Genomic DNA, 19,568 nt, shown 5'->3' with positions numbered 1-19,568 from the left:
GCAACGAGGGCGCTGCCCATGCCTCTGTGGACCTGCGAACAATGCGGCGCGCAATTTCCTGAAACCGCGGCGCCACCGCCGGCTTGCCCGATCTGCGAGGATGAGCGGCAATATGTGAGCTGGAAGGGGCAGGCGTGGCTGACGCGCGAGGAGCTCGCAGAGCGGCACAGACTGGTCTGGCGCGACGATCTCGGTCTCGTTGGACTTGCGCTCGAGCCGTCCTTTGCGATCGGGCAGCGCGCGCTGCTGGTGCCGGACCGCGGCGGCTGCGTGATGTGGGACTGCGTGCCGCTGGCAACCGCCGAGGCGATCGCGCATGTCAGATCGCTCGGCGGGCTGAAGGCAATCGCGATCTCGCATCCGCATTATTATGGCGCGGTCGCCGACTGGAGCGCGGCGTTCGACAATGCCCCGGTCTATCTCCACGGCGACGACGCGCAATGGGTGACTCGGCCTTATCCGTCGATCGTGCCGTGGCAGGGCGACAGCCATCGCATCTCCGACGACATTCTGCTGGTGCGCGGCGGCGGGCATTTCGCCGGCGCCACCATGCTGCATTGGCGCAAGGGCGCCGACGGGCGCGGCGCGCTTCTGACCGGGGATATCGCGATGGTGGCGATGGACCGCCGCTCGGTCAGCTTCATGTATTCCTACCCGAACTATATCCCGCTCAATGCATCGGCGGTCCGCCGCGTCGCGCGGGTGGTCGAGCCGCTGGCCTATGATCGGATCTACGGCGCCTGGTGGGGCAAGAACATCGCCTCCGACGCCAGGGCGGCGTTCGACCGCTCGGTGCAGCGCTATCTCGCGGCGATCGCGGACTGACGGTTCCGGCCACTTTTGGCAACCTTGCCACGCGGCGCGATCGCGCTATATCAGGGCTTTCCCGCCCCTTACCGATTGTCCGAGTTTCCGCATGACCACAACTGCCGCTGCCGAATCCCAGCCGTTCCAGGCCGAGGTTGCCGAATTGCTGCACCTGATGGTGCATTCGGTCTATTCCGAGACCGATATCTTCCTGCGCGAGTTGATCTCGAACGCGTCGGATGCCTGCGACAAGCTGCGCTACGAGGCGATCGCCAATCCGTCCCTGATCACGGACGGCACGCCGCCGGAGATCAGGATCGTCCCGAACAAGGCGGCCAACACGCTTGCCGTGGTCGATACCGGCATCGGCATGGAGCGCCAGGAGCTGATCGACAATCTCGGCACCATCGCGCGCTCCGGCACCAGATCGTTCCTGTCGAAGCTCACCGAGGCCAAGGACGGCGCCAACCTGATCGGCCAGTTCGGCGTCGGCTTCTATGCCGCCTTCATGGTCGCCGAAAAGATCGTCGTCACCAGCCGCCGCGCCGGCCCGGACGAGGTGTGGGGGTGGACGTCGGAAGGCGGCAGCGGCTTCGAGATTGCACCGGCGGGCGAAGAGGCCGCCCAGCGTGTCGCGCGCGGCACCGAGATCGTGCTGCATCTGAAGAAGGACGCCGCCAAGTATCTCGAGGCCTACGAGATCGAACGCATCGTCCGCGAATATTCCGATAACATCCAGTTTCCGATCCTGCTGTTGCCGGAAGAGGGCGAGCCGCGCCAGATCAACTCGGCGAGCGCGCTGTGGCAGCGCTCGAAATCCGAGCTCAAGCCGGAGGATTACGCCCAGGCCTACAAGCAGATCGCCGGCGCGTTCGACGAGCCGGCGATGACGCTGCATTACCGTGCCGAGGGCCGGCAGTCCTACGCCGTGCTGCTGTTCGCGCCGTCGCAAAAGCCGTTCGACCTGTTCCAGGTCGAGCGCAAGGGTAAGGTCAAGCTCTACGTCCGCCGCGTCTTCATCGCCGACGATGCCGAGCTGCTGCCGGCTTACTTGCGCTTCATCCGCGGCGTGATCGACAGTGAGGATCTGCCGCTCAACATCTCGCGCGAGATGCTGCAGAACAATCCGCAACTCGCGCAGATCCGCAAGGCCGTCACCGGCCGCGTGATCGGCGAGTTGGAGACGCTCGGCGAGAAGGAGCCGGAGACCTTCGCAAAGATCTGGAACGCGTTCGGCCCGGTGATCAAGGAAGGCCTGTGGGAGGATTTCGAGCGCCGCGAACAAGCTGCTGGCACTGGCGCGCTTCACCACGACGTCGGGCGAGAACCGCTCGCTGAAGCAGGTTGTTCGACGACTTCAAGCCGAACCAGACCGAGATCTATTATCTGGTCGGCGACAGCGTCGAGCGGCTGAAGTCGAACCCGAAGCTGGAATCGGCGCGCGCCCGCGGCATCGAGGTGCTGCTCCTGACCGATCCGGTCGATGCGTTCTGGACCTCGGCGCCGCTCGATTTCGGCGGCAAGCCGCTGAAGTCGCTGAGCCAGGGCGATGTCGATTTTGGCCTGATCCCGCTTGCCGACGACAAGGACGACAAGAAGGACGAACCCGCGGCCGACGCGGCGACCACGATCGCCGTGATCAAGGACGCGCTCGGCGAGCGCGTCTCCGACGTCCGCGCCTCGCAGCGGCTGACCGCGAGCGCGTCGTGCCTCGTCGCAGGCGGCGATGCGCGCGACCGCGCGCTGGAGCGGCTGCTCGCCCAGCAGAACCGCGGCGCGATCACAAAGCCGGTGCTCGAGATCAATCTGCGCCACCCGCTGGTCGCAGCGCTCGCGACCGATACCGCGCAGGCGAAGGACCTGTCGCTGCTGCTGTTCGAACAGGCGCAGATCCTCGACGGCGAGATGCCCGACGATCCCGCCGCGTTCGCTGGCCGCATGAACCAGCTTGTGCTGCGCGGATTGGGGAAGTAGAGCGCGAACTCTGAACCCGTCATCCTGAGCCCGTAGCCCGGATGGAGCGAAGCGCAATCCGGGACAGGTGCATCCGTGGATAGCGCGGCCCCGGATTTCGCTGCGCGCCATCCGGGCTACGCATTCCTAAAACTGGCAGGCTGACTGCGCCGCCCAGGCGCTTGACAGGCCGCGCCTCATTGAGGTTATGTTATAACATAACATCAAGCGAATGCCCCATGTCCCGCCGCCGCCGATCCCTCCAGCAACTGTTTGATCTCGATGCAAAAACTCCCCGTCACCATCTTGTCCGGCTTCCTCGGGGCTGGAAAGACCACTTTGCTGAATCACGTCCTGAACAACCGCCGCGGCCTGAAGGTTGCGGTGATTGTGAACGACATGAGCGAGGTGAACATCGACGCCGACCTGGTTCGCGATGGCGGTGCGAACCTGTCCCGGACTGACGAAAAACTGGTCGAGATGAGCAATGGCTGCATCTGCTGCACCCTGCGCGACGATCTGCTGAAGGAGGTGCGCGCGCTCGCCGAGAGCGGCCGCTTCGATTATCTCCTGATCGAATCGACCGGCGTTTCCGAGCCGCTGCCAGTCGCCGCGACCTTCGAGTTTCGCGGTGAAGACGGCCAGAGTCTCTCCGACGTCGCGCGGCTCGACACCATGGTCACGGTGGTCGACGCCGCCAATCTCCTGAAAGATTACGCCTCGACCGATTTCCTCAGCCAGCGCGGGGAGGCGCTCGACGGCGACAAGCGCACGCTGGTCGATCTGCTGGTCGAGCAGATCGAGTTCGCCGATGTCGTGGTGCTGAACAAGATCGATGCCGCGACGCAGGCAGAGCGCGAGGCCGCCCGCACCATCGTGCGCGCGCTCAATCCCGAGGCCGACATCGTCGAGGCGAATTTCGCAAAAGTCCCGTTCGACCGCGTGCTCGACACCGGCCGCTTCGCCTATGAGCGCGCGCAGCAGCATCCGCTCTGGCACAAGGAGCTCTACGGCTCTGCCGGGCATGTGCCGGAGACCGAGGAATACGGCATCACGAGCTTCGTCTACCGGGCGCGGCGCCCGTTCGATCCGCTGCGCTTCCACGCCTTCCTGCGCGAGAGCTGGCAAGGCGTGATCCGCGCCAAGGGCCACTTCTGGATCGCGACGCGCCCGGATTGGTGCGGCGAGCTGAGCCAGGCCGGCGCCATCGTCCGCACCGAAGGCCTCGGTTCGTGGTGGGCGGCGATCCCGCGCGAGCGCTGGCCGGATCATCCGGACTGGCGACTGATGATGCAGCGGAGCTGGAACGATCTCTACGGCGATCGCCGGCAGGAGCTGGTCTTCATCGGCTCCGGCATGAACGAGGACGACATCCGCCCCAGGCTCGATGCCTGCCTCGTCACCGGCAGACCGGGCATGGACCCGCAAGCCTGGGCCGGGCTGCGCGATCCGTTTCCGCCGTGGAGCAGGGCAGGCGAGGCGGCGTGAGACAGTCACCGTAGCCCGAATGGAGCGAAGCGCAATCCGGGGTCTCCCGCCGCTTGAGAGGTCCCCGGATTTCGCTGCGCTCCATCCGGGCTACGCTTCTAAAACCGGTCCCAACCCGCGCCGTATCTGCTGAGAATCCCCGCATCAGGGCGGAAACGGCGCGGCGTTGCGATGGCTGGCGGCAGCGATATCTTCTACGGCGGCATTCCGGTGTTTCGCGGCTTCGCGCGGCTGATGGACCCCGCGCTGTATGCGCCGTTGCCGGATGACTGGACGGTCGGCGTCGCCGATATCGTGGAATCGACCAAGGCGATCGCGGCGCAGCGCTACAAGGCGGTCAACATGGCCGGCGCCGCGGTGGTCGCCGCCGTCACCAATGCGCTGGAGGGCCGCGAATTCCCCTTCGTGTTCGGCGGCGACGGTGCGGGTTTTGCGGTCGCGCCCGCCGATCTCGACAAGGCGCGCGAAGCCCTCGCCGCGACCGCGCGCTGGGTGCACGACGACCTCGATTTGGTGCTGCGGGTGGCGCTGGTGCCGATGGCGGCGATCCGCGCCGCGGGCGCCGATGTCCGCGTCGCGCGCTTCGGGCCGTCGGCCAATCTGTCCTATGCGATGTTCTCAGGCGGCGGTCTTGCTTACGCCGATGCCGCGATGAAGCGCGCCGAGTTCGCGGTCGATCCGGCGCCTCAGGGCACGCAACCCGATTTGTCCGGCCTGTCCTGCCGCTTCGAGGTGATGCCGTCCGCGCGCGGCGTCATTCTGTCGGTGCTGGTGCTGCCGGCGAAGAACGCCGATCCCGCGTCCTTCCGCAAGGTGATCGAGGATATCGTCGTCCGCGTCGAGAAGAGTCCCGACGCCGGCCGGCCGGTGCCCGCCAGCGGCCCGCCGCTGCACTGGCCGCCGCAGGGAATGGAGTACGAGGCGCGCGCACGGCGCAGCGGCCCGCTTGCGCTGCGGCGCGCCATGGTGCTCACATTCGCGCTGTGGGCCTATACGCTGATGCGGTTCAACATCCCGGTCGGCAAGTTCGCGCCGAAACGTTATCTGCAGCAGGTGGTCGAGAATTCAGACTTCCGCAAGTTCGACGACGGCCTGCGCATGATCCTGGATTGCACGCCGGAGCTCGCTTCCGACATCGAGCAACGCCTCGCCGCCGCGGCCGCGCAGGGCATCGTGCGCTATGGCCTGCACGAGCAGGATGCCGCGATGATGACCTGTTTCACTCCGTCGGTGATGCGCGCCGACCACGTCCACTTCATTGACGGCGCCCGCGGCGGCTACGCGTCGGCCGCGACGGTGCTGAAGGCGCGCGCGGTGTAGCAATTTTTCTAACCTCTCCCCGCTCTTTTGCGGGGAGAGGTCGGAAGCCACGCCTCGCGTGGCTTCCGGGTGAGGGGCAGGGCAATGCGTGGCCGCAAGGAGATATTCATCCGACTCGCGAGATCGACGGTGAGCTGACTACAATTCAGATATGGCTACGCGGATAGAGCCCCTCACCCCAACCCTCTCCCCGCAAGAGCGGGGCGAGGGAGCACGGTCCCGTCGCGGTTGCCGCTCGGCTCAGAATTACCGCCCCACCCGCGTCCAGGTCTCGCCGCCGCACAGCGCGCCGACGCAGCCTTCGACGCGCAGCGTGCTCTCGCCGGTCACGGAGATGCTGCTCGCATAGGTGCCGCCGTCGTCGGCGTTGTAGATCTGGCCCGACCATTTGCCTGCGGCGACAGGATGCATGCCGGAGAACAGCGACAGCCCAATGATCGGCCGGCTGGACAGCGACGGATTCGGATTCTTGTTGTCGACCTGGGGCTTGCCGGTCATCGGATCGATCGGGTCGCGCAGGCTCACCACCACGCCGCAGATGCCGCCGCCGCATTTGCTGATCTTGACGCGGGCATCGCCGGCCTGGGTCTGCCAAACGCCGACCGGCTCAGGCGCGCCTTGCCCATGCGCGACGGGCACGGCAAGCACCGTCGCAATGATTGCGATCATGAATTCGAATCTGCAGGCCATGGCTTATTCCCCCAGAGCATGATCCGGAAAAGTGCGAAGCGGCTTTCCGAAAAGATCATGATCAAACAACAAGCTAAAGCGCGATGACGATTCGACCCAATCTCATCGCGCTTTAGAGGTCGGCCTGCATAGCAAGCCGAAGAATTTCTGCAATGTCATATTCGCGCGATCAGGTGAGCGCGGTCCCGAAAAAAATCTGGTGCCTGTTTCTGGAGCAGTCATGCTCAGGCAACGCTCCGGTGCGAGGGCGCTGTGTCGTATTTATCCCCAGCGGGTCAGCCGGATCGAAATGATGCTGGCAAGGCCGAATGCCACCATTGCACCGCCGACCAGCGCAAACAGCGTCCACGCCGGGGCGCTCACGGTAGCGAGCCACCAGCCGCCGATGCCGACCAGCAGCAGGCGGATGGTGCCGGCCAGCACCGGTCCGCCGACCTTGGCCGCGCCCTGCGAGGAGAAATAGAGACAGACGCCGACGCCGAAGAAGCCGAAGCCCGGGCCGGCCAGCGCGAAATAGGACGAAGCCGCGGCGGTCACGCCGGGATCGGTGGTGAACAGCGCAATCCACAGCGTCGGCTTGAGCGCGACCACAAGTCCGACGAGGCCAACGACAAGTCCGGCGACGGTGCCGGCGGTCCACGCCACCTTGCGGGCGCGCGTCACGAGTCCCGCGCCGATTGCCATGCCGACCATCGGCACCGAGGCGACGCCGACCGCGAACGCGATCGGGATCAGCAAGAATTCCAGCCGCGAGCCCATGCCGTAACCGGCCAGCGTTTCGGTGCCGAAGCTGGCCAGGATCTTGGTGAAGATCAGGATGGTCAGCACGCTCTGCAGCGGCGACAGGCAGGAGATCGCGCCGACCTTGAGGATGTCGAGGAACATCGCGCGCTGGAAGCTGAAGGCGGCGAAGTCGAGCTTCAACCGGCTGCGGCCAGAGGCGAGATACCAGGCGAGGAAGATCGCACCACACGTGAAGGCCGTGAGCTGTCCGGCGGCGACGCCGCGCATGCCGAGACCGGGCATGCCGAACAACCCGAGACCCAACACGCCGCCGACCGCGATCTGGATCATCGAGACCGTGATCAGAGTCATCGAGGGAATCCGCATGTCGCCGGTGCCGCGCACCACGGAGGCGAGCGTGTTGACCAGCCAGATCGAGATCGCGCCGGAGAACAGCACCTGCGAGTAATGCATCGACTGCTCGAGCACGCCGCCATGTCCGCCGAGCAGCGCATAGAAGTTTCGGCCGAAGCCCAGCATCATCACGGTGAAGAACAGTCCGGCGCATCCGCCGATGATCGCCGCATGCAGCGCCAGATCGGCGGCGCGGTCGCGGTCGCCGGCGCCGAGCGCGCGGCTGATCGCCGACGAGACGCCGCCGCCCATCGCGCCGGCCGACATCATCTGCGTCAGCATCGCGAACGGAAACACCAGCGCAATGCCGGCCAGCGGCTCGGTGCCGAGCCGGCCGATGTAAGAGGTCTCGGCCACCGCGACCAGCGTCGAGCCGAACATGGCGATGGTGTTCGGGATCGCGAGGCGAAGCAGCGTCGGCAGGATCGGCGCGGTCAGCAGGTCATTGACCGGCGTGGCCGGCTGCACGTCGTCGATCGAGGCATCAATGGTCATGCGTCACGGCTCACTTCGCAAGCGGGAGAGGGGCGCACTGCAATCCAACGCCAGTGAACCGGGCTCGCAATCAATAAATGATGATCGACATGTTACGATGTTGCACCGATCATCGCCACCGCCGCCGATGCAGGGGTCACCACGGCAGGCCGCATAGGTCGATCTTGCCCTGGCGCGGCGCGCGGACGATGTCGTTGACGAACGGCGCCATCGCCTCAAAGCGGATCTGCCCGGAAGTCTGTTCGCAATAGACTTCGCCGCTGAAGGGATGCCAGCCGCGTGCCTGGTAGAACGCGAAATTGTGCGGCTCGCAGAATAAGATTGCAAATTTCACCGCGTCGTTGGCACGAATGGTGTGCACGGCGGCATCTAACGCCAGTGACGCATAGCCGCGCCGCCGGCAGTCCGCACGGGTCGAGACTCCGCCGATGCCGCCGACATGCACCTTGTGGCCATTCCAGGTGATGGTCCGGAAATAGATACCGACATGGCAGGCCAGCCCGCTGTCGTCGGGCGCATCGAGCAGTACGCGCAAATCCGCGTGGGCCCATTTGATGTCCGCCCAGACCGGCTTCTCGGCGGCATCCGGGCTCCAGACCGCCTGGAGCAGCGGCTCGGCGCGCCGCCACGACGCATCTCCGTTGAGAATGTCGATTTCGATGCTCATCGTCTGGGTCCTTGGTCTTGGTTCGGGCTGTGCCGATCTGTCATGGGCGATCCGAAAATGCGGTGTTTCTCCGCCATGGAACCTTCTATAAGGGGGGCCCGTTAAGTGTAGTCTCCCACCCTCTGTTGGACATTACCCCATGACCTTCACGCTACCCGATCTGCCCTACGCCCACGACGCCCTTGCTCCCTACATGTCCAAGGAAACGCTGGAGTTTCACCACGACAAGCATCATCAAGCCTACGTCACCAACGGCAACAACGCGATCAAGGGGACCGAATTCGAAGGCAAGTCCCTCGAGGAGATCGTGAAGGGGTCGTTCGGCAAGAACGCGGCCGTCTTCAACAATGCCGGTCAGCACTACAACCACATCCATTTCTGGAAGTGGATGAAGCCGAATGGCGGCGGCAGCAAGCTGCCCGGCCGGCTCGAGAAGAAAATCAACGAGGACCTCGGCGGCTTCGACAAGTTCAAGGCCGACTTCGCCGCTGCCGGCGCCGGTCAGTTCGGCTCCGGCTGGGCCTGGCTGCAGGTCAAGGGCGGCAAGCTCGAGGTCGCCAAGACTCCGAACGGCGAGAACCCGCTGGTCCACGGCGCGGTGCCGATCCTCGGCGTCGACGTCTGGGAGCACTCCTACTACATCGACTACCGCAACCGCCGTCCGGACTATCTGAAGGCGTTCGTCGAAAACCTCGTCAACTGGGACTATGTCGACGAGCTGTTCGGCAAGGCCGGCTAAGCGCGGCTTCGACCGTCGCATATTTCTTCACCCTCCCCTGAAAGGGGAGGGGCGTTTCGCATGCAGCGAAGCGAAATGCGAAACGGGGAGGGGTCATCTCTCAACACGAGCAGTCTCTCAATGGAGAGACTGTGACCCCGCCCCGCCGCTCATTTCATTCGCGTCGACCCTCCCCTTTCAGGGGTGGGTGATTTGAGTGTGCGGCAAGATGCGCCCTCACTCGACACACACCAGCGGGGGGCATTGGTGGGTAACGCGGCAAGCTATCTCCTCGTCTTCTTCGGCGGCGGTCTCGGTGCCACGTTGCGCCAGCTGATCAACGTCACCTGCGCGCGCTGCATCGGCACCGCGTTTCCCTACGGCACCTTCATCATCAACATCACGGGCTCGACCGTGATGGGCCTGATCGCCGGCTATCTCGCCTTCAAGGGCGACGCCTCGCAGCCCTGGCGGCTATTTTTGATGACCGGCATCCTCGGCGGCTACACCACCTTCTCCGCCTTCTCGCTCGACACCGCGCTGCTCTATGAGCGCGGCGAGCTCGGCCTTGCGGTGCTGTATGTCGCGGGCTCAGTGGCTCTCTCGATCGCCGGCCTGTTCGCCGGGCTCGCGATCATCAGGCATTTGACGTGAGATGCACTCGGCACCGCCATCTCTGGAATACTGGATCACCCGCATGCGGGTGATGACACCGCGTGGTGTGGCAACTTGAATCGAGAACCATCCTTCCCGTCGTCCCGGCGAAGGCCGGGATCCATTACCCCAAGTCTCAAATGTTGCGCGCGCTGGGGCCGCGATCCCGTTCATCACTGAGTGCGGTGGTTATGGATCCCGGCCCCCGTGCGCAATGGCGCACTAGGCCGGGACGACGTGGGAAGGGGTCTCGTCACCTTCCATCCCGCGGAAACTGTTCATCTGTGGAACCCGCCAACCTCCTCCGCCGGCGGCATTTCCCGCCTCCAAATTTCCCTTTGGTAACCTCGCCTTAACCATGATTAGCGTTTGGTTAGGGTCGGAATGACGCGTGAAAAGCCCTCGTTTTGACATGTTGGCAGGGGAAGCAGGGCCCGGCTTTGGACGGGCCCCCCCATGCGACAGATGTAAGAGGCTCTCGCGCAGTTTTGCCGCGCCGGGCGCGCGGCCGTGGAAGGGGTGCCGATTGGCGGCCCGCCGAATTGGGACACTTGCGTTGAGAGGATATTGCCGATGAATCCCGCCGACGTGGCTCAGTCAACTCTGCCACTGGCATCGAGCGACGTGTCGCTGATCGCGCTGTTCTGGCAGGCCCATTGGGTCGTCAAATGCGTGATGTTGGGACTTCTGTCCTGCTCGGTGTGGGTCTGGGCGATCGCAATCGACAAGATCCTGCTCTACGCCCGCACCAAGCGGGCCATGGACAAGTTCGAGCAGGCGTTCTGGTCCGGCCAGTCGATCGAGGAACTCTACCGGGCCCTCTCTGCCAAGCCGACCCAGTCGATGGCGGCCTGTTTCGTCGCGGCGATGCGGGAGTGGAAGCGCTCCTTCGAGAGCCAGTCGCGGTCCTTTGCCGGCCTGCAGGCGCGGATCGAGAAGGTCATGAACGTCTCGATCGCCCGGGAGGTGGAGCGACTGGAACGCCGGCTGCTGGTGCTCGCCACCGTGGGCTCGGCCGGTCCCTTTGTCGGCCTGTTCGGCACCGTCTGGGGCATCATGTCGAGCTTCCAGTCGATCGCGGCCTCCAAAAACACCTCTTTGGCGGTGGTGGCGCCCGGTATCGCGGAAGCGCTGTTTGCCACCGCAATCGGCCTGATTGCCGCAATTCCGGCGACTATTTTCTACAATAAGTTCACTTCGGAGGTGAACCGGCAGGCCGCGCGCCTGGAGGGGTTCGCCGACGAGTTCTCCGCCATCCTGTCCCGTCAGATCGACGAGCGGGGTTGAGTTAGATGATGGTCACTTTTGCGGGTGTGCGATCATGGCGATGAGCATGGCAGGGTCCGGCGGTGGCAGACGCCGCCGCGGCGGGCGCAAGCCGGTCATGGCCGAGATCAACGTCACGCCGATGGTCGACGTGATGCTGGTGCTGCTGATCATCTTCATGGTCGCGGCGCCGCTGATGACGTCGAACATCGACATCGACCTGCCGGTGGCGAGCGGCGGCAAGTCGATCTCGTCGAACCAGCCGCCGCTGACCCTGTCGGTCAAACGCACCGGCGGCGGCTGCAACTCGAATGTCGAGCTCTATCTGGGTGACGCGCCGGTCACGGCCGCCGATTTTCCGGCCAAGATCAAGGCGATCGGTGACGCCCGGTCGGATGCCGAAAAAGTGGTCTATCTGCGTGGCGACAAGGACGTCTGTTACACGGATATGATGAAACTGCTCGGGGAGGTCCGGGCCGCGGGATTCAAGGCGAATATCGTCATCATCCCGGAAGGCGGATAACCACCATGCCAAGGCACGGGGAAGCCTGATTTGAAGGTCAAGGTCGACAAGACTCTGGCGGCATCGATTGTCCTGCACGTCCTCGTGATCGGGTGGGGCCTCGTGTCGTGGTCGACCAAGGCGTACGTGATGCCCGAAGAGGAATCGGTTGCCGTCGACGTGATCTCGCCCGACCAGCTCTCGCATGTCATGGCCGGTCAGAAGGACGGCAAGAAGGAAAATCCCAAGCCGCTGGTCGACAAGGTCGCTGAAGCCAAGCCGGTCGACGACACCGTCGGCAAGGTCGAGGAGAAAAAGCCCCCGGTCGTGACCGACACCGCGCCGCAGCCGGCGCCGAAGGTGGAGAAGCCGGAAGACAAGAAGCCGGATCCGCCGAAGAAGGTCGAGAACAAGCCGAAGGAAGAGCCGAAGCCGGTCGACAAGAAGCCCGATCCGGTGAAGCCCGACCCGATCGCGGAAGCGATCAAGAAGGAAGAGAAGAAGCCGCCGCCGAAGCCGGTTGCGCAGGCCGCCAAGCCGCCGCCGGAGCAGAAGCCGAAGGATCGCGTGTTCGACCAGAGCAAGATCGCAGCCCTGCTCGACAAGCGCGACCCGACGCGCGCCGCGGCGACCGGCGATACGCTCAATGCCAATGCGGCGCTCGGCACCGCGAAGGGCAAGGCTGCCGACAATTCCGCGACCTGGGGCGCGATGTTCCGGCAGCAGGTCGAGCGCTGCTGGAAGAAGCCTTACGGTGGAATAGAGGCACAAATGGCAGAAGCCGTGTTCTCCATCCATTTGAAGCGCGACGGTACGCTGGAAGGCATGCCGGTCGTGGTAGGAAACGCGAAGACGCCTTATCTTCGGGTGTATCAGGAGAGCGGCTTGCGCGCGATCATCGAGTGCCAGCCCTATCGATTGCCTCCAGCATTCTTTGAGGAGTGGCAGTTCTTCGAGCCGGCCTTCACCGAGAGGCAGAGCTGAAATTGCACGCTACCGTTTACGAGCATGAGTTCGAACGATGATTGACAAGACCCGCTTGCCTCACACGCTATTTCGTCCGAGCCGCCGGCAGATCCTGGCCGGAATGGCGTCCGCCGGCGCGATGCTGGGTGGCCTCACCGGCCCGGCATCCGCCCAGAAGCGGATCACCATCACCGAGGGCGAGTTCGCGCCGGTGCCGATCGCGATTCCGAACTTCGCCGCCGGCACGCCTGGCGATGCCGAAGTCGGTGTCGGCGTCACCCAGGTGATCACCAACAACCTGAAGCGCAGCGGATTGTTCGCGCCGATCGATCAGGCCGCCTATCTCGAGAAGCAGATCAACATCGACGCGGCGCCGAACTTCAACAACTGGAAGAGCATCAACGCGCAGGCGCTGGTGACCGGCCGCATGACGCGCCAGGGCAACGGGCGGGTGAAGGCGGAATTCCGGCTCTGGGACGTCAACACCGGCCAGCAGCTCGCCGGTCAGCAGTACGACACCTCGGCCGAATACTGGCGGCGCATCGCGCACATCATCTCCGATCAGATCTACGAGCGGATGACCGGCGAGAAGGGTTATTTCGATACCCGCGTCGTGTTCGTCGACGAGAGCGGCTCGGCGGATCGCCGCGTCAAGCGCCTCGCGCTGATGGACCAGGACGGCGCCAATGTGCGCTACCTGACCCGCGGTTCGGATCTCGTGCTGACGCCGCGCTTTTCGCCGTCGACCCAGGAAATCACCTATATGGAATTCGGGCAGGGCGACCCGCGCGTCTATCTGCTCAACATCGAGACCGGCCAGCGCGAGATCGTCGGCAACTTCCCGGGCATGTCGTTCTCGCCGCGCTTCTCGCCCGACGGCCAGCGCGTCATCATGAGCCTGCAGCAGGGCGGCAACTCCAACCTGTTCGTGATGGATCTCCGCTCGAAGTCGATGACGCGGCTGACCGACACGCCGGCGATCGACACCTCGCCGTCCTACGCGCCCGACGGCACGCGGCTGTGCTTCGAGTTCGGATCGCGGTGGCAAGCCGCAGATCTACGTGATGCCGGCAACCGGCGGCGGTGCACAGCGCATCTCGTTCGGCGACGGCACCTATTCGACGCCGGTTTGGTCGCCGCGCGGCGACTACATCGCCTTCACCAAGCAGGGCGGCGGGCAGTTCGCGATCGGCATCATGAAACCCGACGGTTCGGGCGAGCGCATCCTGACCTCGGGCTTCCACAATGAAGGCCCGACCTTTGCGCCGAACGGGCGCGTCGTGATGTTTTTCCGCGATCCCGGCGGCAACAGCGGCCCGTCGCTGTTCACCATCGACGTCTCCGGCCGCAACGAGCTGCGGGTACCGACCCCGGGCTTTGCCTCCGACCCGGCCTGGTCGCCGCTGTTGTCGTGAGGTGGGTGCAGACTGCTCCGGGAACCTCGGCGGCGGTCAGCGCTTCTCACCTAGCGCACTGAATTTTATAGTGAATTCCGGTCGTCGCCTGGGCGCGGCAAGGACTTGCTAACGATGTTCGCTCAGAAAGACTTCACCTGCGATCAGTAAGAGTGCGAGCTGAAAAGGACGCGCGCTCTCACAATGCAGTTTGCAAGTCAGACGGGTGAACCGGACCGGTCGATGTCGCCGACGATTTCGGCGGCACTGGTCGATTCCCTGTTCATGAACCCAGCGCCCATGATTTTCGGCGCCTTCGGTCCCGCCATTGCGGGCGCCGTGATTGCGGCTGTCACGAGCAATCTGTTGTGCTGGCTATGCGTGCCGCTGTTCATCGTGGTGGGGCTGGCGCGCGCGCTGCAGATGTACCGCTACCAGCAGCGCAATTCCCGGCTCACCGTCGAAGAGTCCGTGACCTGGGAGAAGCGTTACCGGATCGGCACCATCGCCTACGGCATCTCGCTCGGCATCTGGGGCGTCACCGTGCTGCTCACGACCAATGATGCCGCCGCGCACATGCTGTGCGTGACCACGGTGGTCGCCTACACCTCGGCGGGGGTAGGGCGGACCTTCGGCCGGCCGCAGATCTTCCACCTGCATCTGTTGATGTCGATCGGTCCCCTGATCCTGGCGCTGATGTATGTCGGCGGCCCCTATCACATCGCCCTTGCACTGCTCAGCCTGGTGTTCTTCAGCGCCATCCGGCATCTGACCTCCAGCCTGCAGCGCATCTACGTCAACGCCTGGATCGCCAAGGAGCGCGAGGCCGCGCTGGCGGGCCAGTTCGATACCGCGCTGAACAACATGCCGCACGGCCTGTGCATGTTCAGCGCCGACGGCCGCGTTGCGGTGATGAACCACCGCTTCATCGAGATGATGCAGCTGTCGGACGATTTCGTGCAGCGCGGCGCCAGCGCGACCGACATCTGCAACGCCTGTGTCCTGTCCGGCTCGATCTCGGCCGCGGCCGCACAGCAGATCCTCTACGAGATCGAGAGCTCGCAGCGCGGCGATATCGTCACCAGCGATCCCGACCCAACCAAGAACCGCTCGCTCGACTGGACTTTCCAGCCGATGGCCGGCGGCGGCACGGTGGTGCTGGTCGAGGACATCACCGAGCGCAAGGACGCCGAGGCCCGGATCAGCCACCTCGCTCGCTACGACGAGCTGACCGCGCTGCCCAACCGCGTCAATTTCCGGGACGAAATCGGCCGGTTGCTCGCCATGCAGCACGGCGATCATCGCTCCGCATTGCTGTTCGTCGACCTCGACCAGTTCAAGCAGGTCAACGATACGCTCGGTCATCCCTGCGGCGACCAGCTGCTCTGCGCGGTCGCCGAGCGGCTGCGCGAGATGCTGCGGCCGGAGGATTTCGTGGCGCGGTTCGGCGGCGACGAGTTCGTGGTGGTCCAGCAGAACATCCACTCGCACGAGGACGCTGCGGCGCTGGCTCGGCGCATCGTCGACCGCCTCAGCGAGCGCTACAAGATCGACAACCATTTGGTCGAGATCGGCGCCAGCGTCGGCATCGCGATGACCGCGCCCGGCGTCGGCGCCGACACGCTGCTGAAGAACGCCGACATGGCGCTCTACCGCGCCAAGGCCGACGGCCGCGGCACCTTCTGCTTCTTCCGCGACGAGATGGCGCAAACCGTCGAGGCCCGCCGCATCCTCGAGCTCGACCTGCGCAAGGCGCTCGCCAACGAGGAATTCGAGCTGTTCTACCAGCCGCTGATCAACCTGAAGTCCGGCAAGGTGAGCACCTGCGAGGCGCTGCTGCGCTGGAACCATCCGGCACGCGGCACGGTCTCTCCGGTCGACATCATTCCCGTTGCCGAGGACATGGGCCTGATTGTCGATCTCGGCCGCTGGATCCTGCGCAAGGCCTGCATGGAATGCATGAAGTGGCCCGAGGCGGTCAGCGTCGCGGTCAACTTCTCGCCGCAGCAGTTCCACCAGCGCGACGTGCTGAGCGAGGTTCGCTACGCTCTCGAGGTCTCCGGCCTGCCGGCGCACCGGCTCGAGATCGAGATCACCGAATCCTCGCTGCTGCACAACACCGAGCTGACCCACGACTTGCTGTCCCAGTTGCGCTCGCTCGGCGTGCGGATCTCGCTGGACGATTTCGGCACCGGCTACTCGTCGCTCAGCTACCTGCACAATTTCCCGCTGCAGAAGGTCAAGATCGACCGCTCCTTCCTCGAAGGCATCGACAGCGACCGTCCGCTGACCCTGCTGCGCGGGGTGGCGCGGCTGTCGGCGGATCTCGGTATGTCGGTCGTGGTCGAGGGCATCGAGACCAATGAGCAGCTCGAACTGATCAGCGCCGATGGCGCGGTGACCGAAGCACAGGGATACCTGTTCAGCCGGCCGGTTCCCTCCGTCCGCATCCGCCAGCTGCTCAATGCCTCGCACGGCCGGCGGACCGACGAGCAACTGCACGTGGTTCCCTCGCGCTCGATCGCTTGACCCGGCACAATACCCTCAATCGATAGTTGTGAGAGCCTTCGGCTGCACCATTCGTAGTGTGCCCTTGCGGTCGGAGGTTAACTGTATTGCCTCGATTGCTTTGACGGAAATTAAGAAGCTGTTAATCTTTTGGCCGCGCGTTGAAGTTGTTGCGTTGTTCAGGGAGTACCAAATGAGGTCCGCGGCCGAAGCCATCAAGCCCGCGACAGGAAGGCTTGCGGACCCTCTGGATCAAGTCGATTACCGCCTCGCTCAGACCCCGGAACAGAAAGACGAGATCTACCGGCTTCGCTATCGCGCCTATCTGCGCGAAGGCGCGATCCGGCCCTCGGCGGACGAGCGGGTTGTCGATCAGTTCGATGATGCGCCGAATGCCTGGGTGTTCGGTGTCTATCTGCAAGGCGAACTCTGCAGCTCGATCCGCATCACCGTGGTGACGCCGGAATGGCGTACCTCGCCGACGCTCGAGGTGTTCGGCGACGTGCTGCTGCCGAAGCTTGATCAGGGTCTGGTCTTCATCGACTCGACGCGCTTCGTCGCGGATCCCGAGAAGGCCCGGAACGTCCCGGAACTGCCCTATGTCACGGTGCGCCTCGGCTCGACCGCGGGCGTGCACTTCAACGCCGATTACGGCCTCGCGCCGGTCCGGCCCGAGCACATGGCGTTCTACCGGCGTGTGTTCCTGCACGAGACCTGGTCGGAGCCGCGGCTTTATCCCGGGCTGGTGAAGCCGGTCGGCTTGATGGCGTCGCATCTGCCGACGGTGCGGGAACGCGTGCTGGCCCGCTATCCCTTCCTGCGCTCCAGCGCCTTCGAGCGGCGCATGCTGTTCGACCGCGAAGGTCAGTTGCAGCCCGACGGCGTCGTGCAGCCGTTCGAGCGCGCTTCGATCGTGCCGAATCCCTGAGGGAAACGGCATTCTCATCGATTCAGTGTCGATCGACTGTTGCGCGCAGGCCAAATTGTCCTGCAAAAGCGGCCGGTTCCCGCGAACCTTGCCTTCCCTTCACCATCGCGCCACATTTGCCACCCATTAACCATCGGGGGCGCTTTTCGCCATTGCCTGGCATTTGATGGGGTTCAGCAAGGTCTCGTCAAGGTTGACGGAACGTTCGCTTAACCATCGCCCTGTAGACCGATTGGGTAGTACGAAGAGCGCGAGCGTGGAGGCTCCGGGAATGAATTATCTCCAGGGTATGAAGCTGGTTGCGGTTCTGGCGGTGGCGCTGTCGATGGGCGCCTGCGCCAACAAGAACCCGTTGGACGCCAATGGCGCGATTGGGGGCGCCGCGACCCCGGGCAGCCAGCAGGATTTCGTGGTCAATGTCGGCGACCGCGTGTTCTTTGAGAGCGATCAGACCGATCTCAGCCCGCAGGCGACGGCGACCCTCGACAAGCAGGCGCAGTGGCTGCAGACCTATAACCGTTACTCCTTCACCATCGAAGGTCATGCCGACGAGCGCGGCACGCGCGAATACAACATCGCGCTCGGTGCCCGCCGTGCCCAGTCGGTCCGCGCTTACCTCGCCTCGCGCGGCATCGATCCGAGCCGCATGCGCACCATTTCCTACGGCAAGGAGCGTCCGGTCGCGGTCTGTAACGACATCTCCTGCTGGTCGCAGAATCGTCGCGCCGTCACCGTGCTGAACGCCAGCTCCTGACGCGAACCTGAATGAGTGTTTTCAAGCCGGCGCCTTCGGGCGCCGGCTTTGTTTTGGCCGCGCGAAGGCCCGGCCCGCCGTCATCAAGATGAACGAAGCTGCGCGCAATTGGCCGCTTGCTTGTTCCAGCGTCCGTACTAAACCGGTATCCCGCGACGCTGTCCCGGATTTGAAGTGCCAGTCACAATTCCGGCGTACTCCGTCTTTCAATGTCGCTCGCTTTTCACGTCGATCTCGTCGTCAGGGCAAAATGTCATCCAGGATTCATTTTCTTTCCTCCGCCGCGGCGATCGCGGCGTTGCTCGCCGTTTCCTCGCCAGTGTTTGCCCAATCCGACGATTCCGATGCTGAAATGCGGATCGAGCGGCTCGAGAACCAGCTGCGGCAGCTGACCGGCCAGAACGAGGAACTGCAATACCGTAACCGCCAGCTCGAGGAGCGGCTGCGGCAGCTTGGCGGGCAACCGCCCGGCCCAGCTGGACAGGCTCCGGCGGGCCAACCCGTTGCGGCGGCGCCACCGGCGCAGCCGCCGCAGGCCTACCCGCAAGCGCAGCCGGGCTACGCCCAGCCCCAGCAAGGCTACGGCCAGCCGCAGCAAGGATATGGCCGGCAGCCGCAGGGCGGCTATGACCAGCAGCAGCAGATCGCGGCGCCCGCACCGATCGCGCAGGAGCCGGCGCCGGCGGCTTCCGGCCGCCGCGGCCGCGGCGATGCCTTCGATCCGAACCAGAACCCGAATGCCCCAGGGGCGCCGCGCGCACTTGGCGGCGGCGGGATGCCGATGTCCAGTGAGGCGGCGGTTGGCGCGCCCGGCGGCCGTGGGGCAGGCGAGCCGCTCAATCTCGGCAACACCAGCCCGCAGCGTGCGCCCGGCGCGAGCGCAGCCCTGACCACGCTGCCGCCGTCGGCGACGTCGAAGGACGAGTTCGACCTCGGCATCGGCTATATGCAGCGCAAGGACTATGCGCTCGCCGAAGAGACGATGAAGAACTTCGGCCAGAAGTATCCGAACGATCCCCTGGTGGCGGACTCGCAATACTGGCTCGGCGAAAGCTATTTCCAGCGCCAGCAATATCGCGATGCTGCGGAGACCTTCCTCGGCGTGACCACCAAGTTCGACAAGTCCGCGAAGGCGCCCGACGCCCTGCTGCGGCTCGGCCAGTCGCTGGCGGCGCTGAAGGAGAAGGAAGCGGCCTGCGCCGCGTTCGGCGAGATCACGCGGAAGTACCCGCGCGCGTCCGGCGGGGTCAAGGCTGCGGTTGACCGCGAGCAGAAGCGCGTGAAGTGCTAAACCAGATGCGGGAAGGCCGCTTCCGGCCTC

15 protein-coding genes and 2 pseudogenes are annotated in these 19,568 nt (G+C 64.7%); 14 read left to right on the top strand and 3 right to left on the bottom strand.

Going from position 1 to position 19,568, the window contains the following annotated elements; all coding sequences use genetic code 11:
• Nucleotides 1–18: 18 nt before the first annotated feature.
• The 4 genes and pseudogenes from ACSKB9_RS19155 to ACSKB9_RS19140 all read left to right on the top strand — a co-directional run bounded on the left by ACSKB9_RS19155 (nucleotide 19) and on the right by ACSKB9_RS19140 (nucleotide 5,568).
• Nucleotides 19–825: an MBL fold metallo-hydrolase gene (locus ACSKB9_RS19155; protein WP_438074923.1), complete on the top strand. Its 807-nt coding sequence runs from the start codon at nucleotides 19–21 to the stop codon at nucleotides 823–825.
• 91 nt (nucleotides 826–916) lie between these two features.
• Nucleotides 917–2,781 (top strand): annotated as a pseudogene (gene htpG / locus ACSKB9_RS19150) (molecular chaperone HtpG).
• Nucleotides 2,782–3,042: 261 nt separating this feature from the next.
• Nucleotides 3,043–4,248 carry a zinc metallochaperone GTPase ZigA gene (zigA, locus tag ACSKB9_RS19145; RefSeq protein WP_438074921.1) on the top strand — a complete coding sequence of 402 codons (1,206 nt, stop codon included), beginning with the start codon at nucleotides 3,043–3,045 and terminating at the stop codon, nucleotides 4,246–4,248.
• 171 nt (nucleotides 4,249–4,419) lie between these two features.
• Nucleotides 4,420–5,568, top strand: a complete 1,149-nt coding sequence (locus ACSKB9_RS19140) for a DUF3095 domain-containing protein (RefSeq protein WP_438074919.1) — start codon at nucleotides 4,420–4,422, stop codon at nucleotides 5,566–5,568.
• A 246-nt stretch (nucleotides 5,569–5,814) separates the two neighbouring features.
• Here the strand turns inward: ACSKB9_RS19140 and ACSKB9_RS19135 are convergent, their stop codons facing one another.
• From ACSKB9_RS19135 to ACSKB9_RS19125, 3 genes are all read right to left on the bottom strand, one after another.
• Nucleotides 5,815–6,258, bottom strand: coding sequence for a DUF2147 domain-containing protein (locus ACSKB9_RS19135; protein WP_438074917.1), 444 nt, complete (start codon nucleotides 6,256–6,258; stop codon nucleotides 5,815–5,817).
• A 261-nt stretch (nucleotides 6,259–6,519) separates the two neighbouring features.
• Nucleotides 6,520–7,890 (bottom strand): MATE family efflux transporter, encoded by a 1,371-nt coding sequence (locus tag ACSKB9_RS19130; RefSeq protein WP_438074915.1) that lies wholly within the window; start codon nucleotides 7,888–7,890, stop codon nucleotides 6,520–6,522.
• A 136-nt stretch (nucleotides 7,891–8,026) separates the two neighbouring features.
• Entirely contained in the window at nucleotides 8,027–8,557 is a 531-nt protein-coding gene (locus ACSKB9_RS19125; RefSeq protein WP_438074913.1) for a GNAT family N-acetyltransferase, read from the bottom strand.
• A gap of 139 nt (nucleotides 8,558–8,696) precedes the next feature.
• On the opposite strand from ACSKB9_RS19125, the gene ACSKB9_RS19120 reads away from it, so the two are divergent.
• The 10 genes and pseudogenes from ACSKB9_RS19120 to ybgF all read left to right on the top strand — a co-directional run bounded on the left by ACSKB9_RS19120 (nucleotide 8,697) and on the right by ybgF (nucleotide 19,538).
• Nucleotides 8,697–9,296, top strand: a complete 600-nt coding sequence (locus tag ACSKB9_RS19120) for a superoxide dismutase (protein ID WP_016846956.1) — start codon at nucleotides 8,697–8,699, stop codon at nucleotides 9,294–9,296.
• A 246-nt stretch (nucleotides 9,297–9,542) separates the two neighbouring features.
• Nucleotides 9,543–9,929 (top strand): fluoride efflux transporter CrcB, encoded by a 387-nt coding sequence (gene crcB / locus ACSKB9_RS19115; protein WP_057018130.1) that lies wholly within the window; start codon nucleotides 9,543–9,545, stop codon nucleotides 9,927–9,929.
• A 573-nt stretch (nucleotides 9,930–10,502) separates the two neighbouring features.
• The gene (gene tolQ, locus ACSKB9_RS19110) at nucleotides 10,503–11,216 is read left to right on the top strand and encodes a protein TolQ (protein ID WP_016846954.1); all 714 of its coding nucleotides are present in this window, start codon (nucleotides 10,503–10,505) and stop codon (nucleotides 11,214–11,216) included.
• A 34-nt stretch (nucleotides 11,217–11,250) separates the two neighbouring features.
• Nucleotides 11,251–11,718, top strand: coding sequence for a biopolymer transporter ExbD (locus ACSKB9_RS19105; protein WP_016846953.1), 468 nt, complete (start codon nucleotides 11,251–11,253; stop codon nucleotides 11,716–11,718).
• A gap of 30 nt (nucleotides 11,719–11,748) precedes the next feature.
• Nucleotides 11,749–12,681 carry a cell envelope integrity protein TolA gene (locus tag ACSKB9_RS19100; RefSeq protein ID WP_438074909.1) on the top strand — a complete coding sequence of 311 codons (933 nt, stop codon included), beginning with the start codon at nucleotides 11,749–11,751 and terminating at the stop codon, nucleotides 12,679–12,681.
• A gap of 37 nt (nucleotides 12,682–12,718) precedes the next feature.
• Nucleotides 12,719–14,078 (top strand): annotated as a pseudogene (gene tolB / locus ACSKB9_RS19095) (Tol-Pal system beta propeller repeat protein TolB).
• Nucleotides 14,079–14,261: 183 nt separating this feature from the next.
• Nucleotides 14,262–16,586 carry a putative bifunctional diguanylate cyclase/phosphodiesterase gene (locus ACSKB9_RS19090; RefSeq protein ID WP_438074907.1) on the top strand — a complete coding sequence of 775 codons (2,325 nt, stop codon included), beginning with the start codon at nucleotides 14,262–14,264 and terminating at the stop codon, nucleotides 16,584–16,586.
• Nucleotides 16,587–16,758: 172 nt separating this feature from the next.
• A complete protein-coding gene (locus tag ACSKB9_RS19085) occupies nucleotides 16,759–17,493 on the top strand; it encodes an N-acyl amino acid synthase FeeM domain-containing protein (RefSeq protein WP_438074905.1) in 735 nt (244 codons plus the stop codon).
• Nucleotides 17,494–17,764: 271 nt separating this feature from the next.
• Nucleotides 17,765–18,247, top strand: a complete 483-nt coding sequence (gene pal / locus ACSKB9_RS19080; protein ID WP_016846948.1) for a peptidoglycan-associated lipoprotein Pal — start codon at nucleotides 17,765–17,767, stop codon at nucleotides 18,245–18,247.
• A 250-nt stretch (nucleotides 18,248–18,497) separates the two neighbouring features.
• Nucleotides 18,498–19,538 (top strand): tol-pal system protein YbgF, encoded by a 1,041-nt coding sequence (gene ybgF, locus ACSKB9_RS19075; protein ID WP_438074903.1) that lies wholly within the window; start codon nucleotides 18,498–18,500, stop codon nucleotides 19,536–19,538.
• Nucleotides 19,539–19,568 lie beyond the last annotated feature (30 nt).

The sequence above is a fragment of the Bradyrhizobium sp. BR 1433 genome (assembly GCF_051547665.1).
GTDB lineage: Bacteria > Pseudomonadota > Alphaproteobacteria > Rhizobiales > Xanthobacteraceae > Bradyrhizobium > Bradyrhizobium australafricanum.
The sequence above is the reverse complement of the archived record's forward strand: the minus strand, read 5'-3'. Positions and strand labels throughout refer to the sequence as shown.

Excerpts from the sequence above, each read along its gene's own strand:
- ACSKB9_RS19155 (WP_438074923.1), top strand. The coding sequence starts at position 19 with ATGCCTCTGTGGACCTGCGAACAATGCGGCGCGCAATTTCCTGAAACC.
- zigA (WP_438074921.1), top strand. The coding sequence starts at position 3,043 with ATGCAAAAACTCCCCGTCACCATCTTGTCCGGCTTCCTCGGGGCTGGA.
- ACSKB9_RS19140 (WP_438074919.1), top strand. The coding sequence starts at position 4,420 with ATGGCTGGCGGCAGCGATATCTTCTACGGCGGCATTCCGGTGTTTCGC.
- ACSKB9_RS19135 (WP_438074917.1), bottom strand. The coding sequence starts at position 6,258 with ATGGCCTGCAGATTCGAATTCATGATCGCAATCATTGCGACGGTGCTT.
- ACSKB9_RS19130 (WP_438074915.1), bottom strand. The coding sequence starts at position 7,890 with ATGACCATTGATGCCTCGATCGACGACGTGCAGCCGGCCACGCCGGTC.
- ACSKB9_RS19125 (WP_438074913.1), bottom strand. The coding sequence starts at position 8,557 with ATGAGCATCGAAATCGACATTCTCAACGGAGATGCGTCGTGGCGGCGC.
- ACSKB9_RS19120 (WP_016846956.1), top strand. The coding sequence starts at position 8,697 with ATGACCTTCACGCTACCCGATCTGCCCTACGCCCACGACGCCCTTGCT.
- tolQ (WP_016846954.1), top strand. The coding sequence starts at position 10,503 with ATGAATCCCGCCGACGTGGCTCAGTCAACTCTGCCACTGGCATCGAGC.
- ACSKB9_RS19105 (WP_016846953.1), top strand. The coding sequence starts at position 11,251 with ATGGCGATGAGCATGGCAGGGTCCGGCGGTGGCAGACGCCGCCGCGGC.
- ACSKB9_RS19090 (WP_438074907.1), top strand. The coding sequence starts at position 14,262 with ATGCAGTTTGCAAGTCAGACGGGTGAACCGGACCGGTCGATGTCGCCG.
- ACSKB9_RS19085 (WP_438074905.1), top strand. The coding sequence starts at position 16,759 with ATGAGGTCCGCGGCCGAAGCCATCAAGCCCGCGACAGGAAGGCTTGCG.
- pal (WP_016846948.1), top strand. The coding sequence starts at position 17,765 with ATGAATTATCTCCAGGGTATGAAGCTGGTTGCGGTTCTGGCGGTGGCG.
- ybgF (WP_438074903.1), top strand. The coding sequence starts at position 18,498 with ATGTCATCCAGGATTCATTTTCTTTCCTCCGCCGCGGCGATCGCGGCG.